The organism is Kluyvera chengduensis (assembly GCF_044197065.1).
Taxonomy (GTDB): Bacteria; Pseudomonadota; Gammaproteobacteria; order Enterobacterales; family Enterobacteriaceae; genus Kluyvera; species Kluyvera ascorbata_C.
In genome coordinates, this window is the sequence record NZ_JBIQOI010000003.1 from 334,721 (window position 1) to 341,410 (window position 6,690).

Annotated in this window: 6 protein-coding genes and 1 rRNA gene; 5 read left to right on the plus strand and 2 right to left on the minus strand. The window is 55.0% G+C overall.

From position 1 onward, the window contains the following. The first annotated feature begins 4 nt into the window (after window positions 1–4). The 4 genes from rbsC (at window position 5) to rbsR (ending at window position 3,925) form a co-directional block, all read left to right on the plus strand. Complete coding sequence (gene rbsC, locus ACH1XZ_RS12550; protein WP_035893646.1) at window positions 5–970, plus strand: ribose ABC transporter permease; 966 nt, start codon at window positions 5–7, stop codon at window positions 968–970. Window positions 971–997: 27 nt separating this feature from the next. Further along, a complete protein-coding gene (rbsB, locus tag ACH1XZ_RS12555) occupies window positions 998–1,888 on the plus strand; it encodes a ribose ABC transporter substrate-binding protein RbsB (protein ID WP_395595826.1) in 891 nt (296 codons plus the stop codon). A 111-nt stretch (window positions 1,889–1,999) separates the two neighbouring features. Then, window positions 2,000–2,929: a ribokinase gene (rbsK, locus tag ACH1XZ_RS12560; RefSeq protein WP_395595827.1), complete on the plus strand. Its 930-nt coding sequence runs from the start codon at window positions 2,000–2,002 to the stop codon at window positions 2,927–2,929. Between the two features lie 3 nt (window positions 2,930–2,932). Beyond that, window positions 2,933–3,925: a ribose operon transcriptional repressor RbsR gene (gene rbsR, locus ACH1XZ_RS12565; protein ID WP_395595828.1), complete on the plus strand. Its 993-nt coding sequence runs from the start codon at window positions 2,933–2,935 to the stop codon at window positions 3,923–3,925. A gap of 2 nt (window positions 3,926–3,927) precedes the next feature. On the opposite strand, the gene mdtD is transcribed toward rbsR, so the two are convergent. Together mdtD and ACH1XZ_RS12575 are read right to left on the minus strand one after the other, a co-directional pair. Further along, window positions 3,928–5,316: a multidrug transporter subunit MdtD gene (gene mdtD, locus ACH1XZ_RS12570; protein ID WP_395595829.1), complete on the minus strand. Its 1,389-nt coding sequence runs from the start codon at window positions 5,314–5,316 to the stop codon at window positions 3,928–3,930. A 10-nt stretch (window positions 5,317–5,326) separates the two neighbouring features. Next, on the minus strand, window positions 5,327–6,031 hold the full coding sequence (locus ACH1XZ_RS12575; RefSeq protein ID WP_395595830.1) for a FadR/GntR family transcriptional regulator: 705 nt from the start codon (window positions 6,029–6,031) through the stop codon (window positions 5,327–5,329). A gap of 474 nt (window positions 6,032–6,505) precedes the next feature. On the opposite strand from ACH1XZ_RS12575, the gene ACH1XZ_RS12580 reads away from it, so the two are divergent. After that, window positions 6,506–6,690: ribosomal RNA gene (locus ACH1XZ_RS12580) — 16S ribosomal RNA — on the plus strand; the annotation flags it as partial.

Genomic DNA, 6,690 nt, shown 5'->3' on the forward strand with positions numbered 1-6,690 from the left:
AAAGATGACAACCCAGTCTGTGGCGGGTCGCCGCTATTTCACTAAAGCATGGCTGCTGGAGCAAAAATCGCTGATAGCCCTGCTGGTGCTGATAGCGATTGTATCGACCATGAGCCCGAACTTTTTTACCGTCAATAACCTGTTCAACATCCTGCAGCAAACCTCCGTGAATGCGATCATGGCGGTCGGGATGACGCTGGTCATTTTAACGTCAGGAATCGACCTGTCCGTCGGTTCTCTGCTGGCGTTGACCGGCGCGGTCGCCGCGTCGATTGTGGGCATCGAAGTTAATGCGCTGGTGGCGGTTGCTGCCGCACTCGCATTAGGTGCCGCAATCGGGGCCGTTACCGGCGTTATCGTCGCCAAAGGTCGCGTTCAGGCCTTTATCGCCACGCTGGTGATGATGCTGCTGCTGCGCGGCGTGACCATGGTGTACACCAACGGCAGTCCGGTAAATACCGGGTTTACCGATAACGCTGATGTCTTTGGCTGGTTCGGGATTGGTCGTCCGCTGGGCATTCCTACCCCGGTATGGATCATGGGGATTGTCTTCCTGGCCGCGTGGTACATGCTGCATCACACCCGTCTGGGTCGTTATATCTATGCGCTGGGCGGCAACGAAGCGGCAACGCGTCTTTCCGGTATCAGCGTTAATAAAGTCAAAATTATCGTCTACTCTCTGTGCGGGCTGCTGTCGGCGCTGGCGGGGATTATCGAAGTGGCGCGTCTCTCCTCTGCGCAACCGACGGCGGGTACCGGCTATGAGCTGGATGCTATCGCGGCGGTGGTGCTGGGTGGTACCAGCCTGGCAGGCGGTAAAGGTCGTATCGTCGGCACGCTTATTGGTGCGCTGATTCTTGGGTTCTTGAACAACGGTTTGAACTTGTTAGGCGTTTCTTCTTATTACCAGATGATCGTTAAAGCAGTCGTCATTTTGCTGGCGGTGCTGGTGGACAACAAAAAGCAGTAATTCACGACACTACAGGACATCTTAGATATGAACATGAAAAAACTGGCTACCCTGGTTTCTGCGGTTGCGCTGAGCGCCACCGTGAGTGCGAACGCGATGGCGAAAGACACCATTGCGCTGGTTATCTCTACCCTGAATAACCCGTTCTTCGTCTCCCTGAAGGATGGCGCGCAGAAAGAAGCCGATAAACTGGGTTACAACCTGGTGGTTCTGGATTCACAGAATAACCCGGCGAAAGAGCTGGCTAACGTTCAGGATTTAACGGTTCGTGGCACCAAAATTCTGCTGATTAACCCAACGGATTCCGATGCGGTAGGTAACGCTATCAAGATGGCTAACCAGGCGAAAATCCCGGTAATCACCCTTGACCGTGTGGCTTCTAAAGGCGACGTCGTGAGCCACATTGCTTCCGATAACGTGCTGGGCGGCAAAATTGCCGGTGATTACATCGCGAAGAAAGCCGGTGAAGGCGCGAAGGTTATCGAACTGCAGGGGATTGCCGGGACGTCCGCAGCGCGCGAGCGTGGCGAAGGTTTCCAGCAGGCCGTTGCTGCTCACAAATTTAACGTCCTGGCGAGCCAGCCTGCCGACTTCGACCGTACTAAAGGTCTGAACGTGATGCAGAACCTGCTGACTGCGCATCCGGACGTGAAAGCGGTCTTTGCACAGAACGATGAAATGGCGCTGGGCGCACTGCGTGCGCTGCAGACTGCCGGTAAATCCGATGTGATGGTGGTTGGGTTTGACGGTACGCCAGATGGCGAGAAAGCGGTAAAAGATGGCAAACTGGCGGCGACTATCGCGCAGTTACCTGACCAGATCGGCGCAACCGGCGTGGAAACCGCTGACAAAGTGCTGAAAGGCGAAAAGGTCCAGGCGAAATATCCTGTTGACCTGAAGCTGGTAATTAAGCAGTAATAACGCGAGTGCGATTCAGGCTCTTAGCCTGAGGGACAACATCAAAAATAAAAGCAGGGCACGCGCCACCGGTGAGTCAGCCGGTGGCGCATCTTACCGGACATACCGAAAATGAAAACCGCAGGCAAACTCGTCGTCCTTGGCAGCATCAATGCCGATCACATTCTCAATCTTGAATCATTTCCGACGCCTGGCGAAACTGTCACCGGTAACCATTATCAGGTCGCTTTTGGCGGTAAAGGTGCTAATCAGGCGGTAGCTGCTGGCCGCAGCGGTGCGGATATTGCGTTTATTGCCTGTACGGGCGATGACGATATCGGCGAGCGTATCCGTAAGCAGTTACAGGTTGACCGCATTGATACCGCGCCAGTGAGCGCCGTGGCGGGCGAGTCGACCGGCGTGGCGCTGATCTTCGTGAACGGAGAAGGCGAAAACGTCATTGGTATCCATGCCGGAGCCAACGCCGCATTATCCACCGCGTTAGTCGACGCGCAGCGCGAGCGTATCGCCCAGGCTGACGCGCTGCTGATGCAGCTTGAATCCCCGCTGGACAGCGTACTGCTGGCCGCGCAGATTGCCCACCAGAACCAGACCACCGTGGTATTAAACCCGGCCCCGGCGCGCGCGCTGTCGGATGAGTTGCTGTCGCTGGTGGATATCATTACCCCGAACGAAACCGAAGCAGAGAAGCTGACGGGCGTACGGGTAGAAAACGATGAAGACGCAGCGAAAGCCGCGCAGGTGCTGCATGCCAAAGGTATCGACACGGTGATAATCACCCTCGGCAGCCGTGGCGTATGGGCCAGCGTGAAGGGCGAAGGTCGTCGCGTGCCGGGCTTTAAAGTTCAGGCCATCGATACCATTGCAGCGGGCGATACCTTTAACGGTGCGTTGATGACCGCGCTGCTGGAAAATACGCCGCTGGCGGAGGCGCTGCGCTTTGCTCATGTAGCCGCGGCCATTGCGGTTACGCGTAAAGGCGCTCAGCCATCGGTTCCGTGGCGTGAAGAGATCGACGAATTCTTACGTCTACAGGGGTAATGCTTGGCCACGATGAAGGATGTTGCTCGCCTGGCGGGCGTTTCCACCTCTACGGTATCGCACGTCATCAATAAAGACCGGTTCGTCAGCGATGCTGTTACCGAGAAAGTTGATGCGGCCATCAAAACGCTGAACTACGCGCCGTCGGCGCTGGCGCGTAGCCTCAAGCTGAATCAGACCCACACGATTGGCATGCTGATCACCGCCAGTACCAACCCGTTCTACTCTGAACTGGTGCGCGGCGTAGAACGCAGCTGTTTTGAGCGTGGCTACAGCCTGGTGCTGTGCAATACCGAAGGCGACGAGCAGCGGATGAACCGCAATCTTGAGACGCTGATGCAAAAACGCGTCGATGGGCTGCTGTTGCTGTGCACCGAAACGCACCAGCCGTCGCTGGAGATCATGCAGCGCTACCCTTCTATTCCTTCCGTGATGATGGACTGGGCACCGTTCGACGGCGACAGCGACCTGATTCAGGACAACTCGCTGCTCGGCGGCGATATGGCGACCCGTTACCTGATTGAACGCGGCCATACGCGCATTGCTTGTATTGCTGGCCCGCTAGATAAAACTCCTGCGCGTCTGCGGCTGGAAGGATATCGGGAAGCGATGCATAACGCGAAGCTGCCTATTCTGGACGGCTATGAAATTACCAGCGACTTCGAATTTGGTGGCGGTCTGGAGGCGATGCAGCAGTTGTTAAAGCATCCCGAGCGTCCGGATGCGGTGTTTGTCGGCAATGACGCCATGGCGGTCGGTGCCTATCAAGCGTTGTATCAGGCCGGTTTGCGTATTCCGCAGGACATGGCGGTAATTGGCTATGACGATATCGAGCTGGCGCGCTATATGACGCCGCCGCTGACCACCATTCACCAACCGAAAGATGAACTGGGCGAGCTGGCGATTGATGTGTTGATTCATCGCATCGCGCAGCCCGGGCAGAAACAGCAGCGTATGCAGCTGACGCCCGAGCTGGTGGTTCGCGGCTCCGTGTGAGCTTAGTGCTTTTCTTTTATTAAGTTGCGGCCATCTTTCGGCCGCAGCAGCAGGAACATCAGCGCGGATATCGCCGTAATCACGCCCATGGTAATAAAGGTATAGTGGAACTGATCGATGGTTGACCCCACGATACTCTGATACGAACGCAGCACCGCGGCGCTGATAGCAACGCCAAGGCTAATCGACAGCTGCTGCGTCACCGCCAGCAGGCTATTGCCGCCGCTGGCATTATCGTCCGTCAGGTCAGCAAGCGTAATGGTGTTCATCGACGTGAACTGCGTCGACATCGCCATCCCCAGCACGAGCAGCGGCAGAATCAGCATCCATATCGGCATCGACGGCGACTGCAGCGAGAACTGCGCGATCATCAGCCCGATAAACAGCGTGACCCCCACCAGTGTTTTTCGATAGCCCAAACGACGTAGTACGGCAGTGACGGTCGATTTCGCAATAATCGAACCGATTGCCGTCGGCGCCATCATGCAGCCGGCGATCAGTGCCGGATAACCAAAGCCCACCTGTAGCATCAATGGCATCAGGAACGGTACACAGCCGGTGCCCAGACGTGTTGCCAGATTACCCGCGATGCCGACGGAAAAGGTGCGCGTTTTAAACAGCGACAGTGAAATCAGCGGTGTAGGGTGTTTGCGTGCATGGCGGATATAGGCCAGCAGCAGAATGATACTGAGCAGGACTATCATTAAGGCCACCCAGCCCGACACGATTTGCTCCCCTAGCAACTCCATACCGATGGAGAACAGTACCAGGCTTAGCCCGAAGAGCAGAAAACCGGAGAAATCGAAGCGTCGCCGCGGCGTGGTGAAGTTCGGCATGTATTTCCGGGCGTACAGCATCCCGATAATGCCAATCGGTATGTTAATGAGGAAAATCCAGTGCCAGGTTGCCCAGGTGACGAATACGCCGCCGAGTACCGGGCCAAGAATCGGGCCAATCAAACCTGGCATGGTGACAAAGTTGAGCACCGGCAGCAGTTCGCTACGCGGATAGGCGCGTAGTAACGCCAGGCGTGCAACGGGCATCATCATGGCGCCGCCAATCCCTTGGATCACCCGGAAGATAACCAGCTCGGTCAATGAAGAAGAGAGCGCGCAGGCCAGAGATCCCAGGGTGAACAGGCTCACCGCTAACATAAAGACGCGACGGGTACCGAAACGGTCGGCCAGCCAGCCGCTAACCGGGATCAGCATGGCGACGGTTAGCGTGTAGCTGATAATGGCCGACTGCATGGCCAGAGGTGAACGGTTAAGGCTATGGGCGATGGCGGGAAGCGCTGTATTCAGGATAGTGGCATCCAACGCCTGCATAAAGAAGGCCATTGCCGCTATCCACGGCAGGCCAGCCATACTCCGCGCTTTCTTTTCTGTCATTCGATGTCCTTTATACCGCTTCCCGGATATGCGGTGCGTTTAATAAAGCCTGGCATGCCAGAAACGCCTGCTGACCATCGCCGTCCTGTATTGCATCGACAATTGCCTGGTGGCTGGCAAGCTCAATTACTTCGTCTTCGGTAATCGAGGTAAAATAGATGTGGTAGACGGAGTGGAAAAGTTTGGCGAAAGAGGTCAGAAACGGATTCGCGCTCATTTCATAGATATGTTCGTGCCATGAGGTGTCGATGTCGATCCAGCGATTGCGGTCGAATGCCTTCTCAAGCGTTGCCATCTCTTCCATTAATGTATTGAGGTGCGCCTTCTGCTCGGCGGTGCCTAATGTCGCTGCCAACATACAGGCCTGCGGCTCCAGGCTACGGCGAAGTACCAGAAAGTGTTTCATCACCGACTGGAAGTTATCGGTGGTCAGCCACCAGGAAATGAGCTCGGTGTCGAGGAAGTTCCAGTGTGCCTGTGGCATGACGCGCGTGCCAATACGTGGGCGTGGAAGCAGCATGCCTTTTGCTGAGAGTGTTTTTACCGCTTCACGAACAGCGGTTCGGCTCACGCCGAAAATTTCACCCAGCTCCATCTCACCCGGGAGAATGCTTTCCGGCGGGTATTCACCGGTGAGTATCTTCTGGGCTATTTTCTCAGCCAGGACCCAGGAGATGTTCTTTTGAGCTGCCAGTTGCTGTGCGCTTAGAGACATAAATGCCATTCCTATTATTTATCTTTCTTTAGTATGCCATTTGACGTGCTGAATCGGTGTTAAAAACAGCAATTCAGGCTTTTTACGACGCATTGCTGCACGATTTGTTGAAAAAGAAAGCGAGCGGTAAATTATTTTAAATTTATGCTTGCGGGATCTCAATTACTCCCTATAATGCGGCCCCACTGAGACGGAACAACGGCAAACAAGCCGCCGGGTCAGCGAGGTTCCCCTGAGAATCTCGACAGAGAAAAGCGAAATTAAACGCTTGACTCTGAAAGAGGAAAGCGTAATATACGCCACCTCGCAACAGTGAGCGAAAGCCGTGTTGCACTGCTCTTTAACAATTTATCAGACAATCTGTGTGGGCACTCGAAGATACGGATTCTTAACGTCGCAAGACGATAAATGAATACCAAGTCTCTGAGTGAACACGTAATTCATTACGAAGTTTAATTCACGAGCATCAAACTTAAATTGAAGAGTTTGATCATGGCTCAGATTGAACGCTGGCGGCAGGCCTAACACATGCAAGTCGAACGGTAGCACAGAGAGCTTGCTCTTGGGTGACGAGTGGCGGACGGGTGAGTAATGTCTGGGAAACTGCCCGATGGAGGGGGATAACTACTGGAAACGGTAGCTAATACCGCATAACGTCG

Excerpts from the sequence above, each read along its gene's own strand:
- ACH1XZ_RS12575 (WP_395595830.1), bottom strand. The coding sequence starts at position 6,031 with ATGTCTCTAAGCGCACAGCAACTGGCAGCTCAAAAGAACATCTCCTGG.
- rbsB (WP_395595826.1), top strand. The coding sequence starts at position 998 with ATGAACATGAAAAAACTGGCTACCCTGGTTTCTGCGGTTGCGCTGAGC.
- rbsC (WP_035893646.1), top strand. The coding sequence starts at position 5 with ATGACAACCCAGTCTGTGGCGGGTCGCCGCTATTTCACTAAAGCATGG.
- mdtD (WP_395595829.1), bottom strand. The coding sequence starts at position 5,316 with ATGACAGAAAAGAAAGCGCGGAGTATGGCTGGCCTGCCGTGGATAGCG.
- rbsK (WP_395595827.1), top strand. The coding sequence starts at position 2,000 with ATGAAAACCGCAGGCAAACTCGTCGTCCTTGGCAGCATCAATGCCGAT.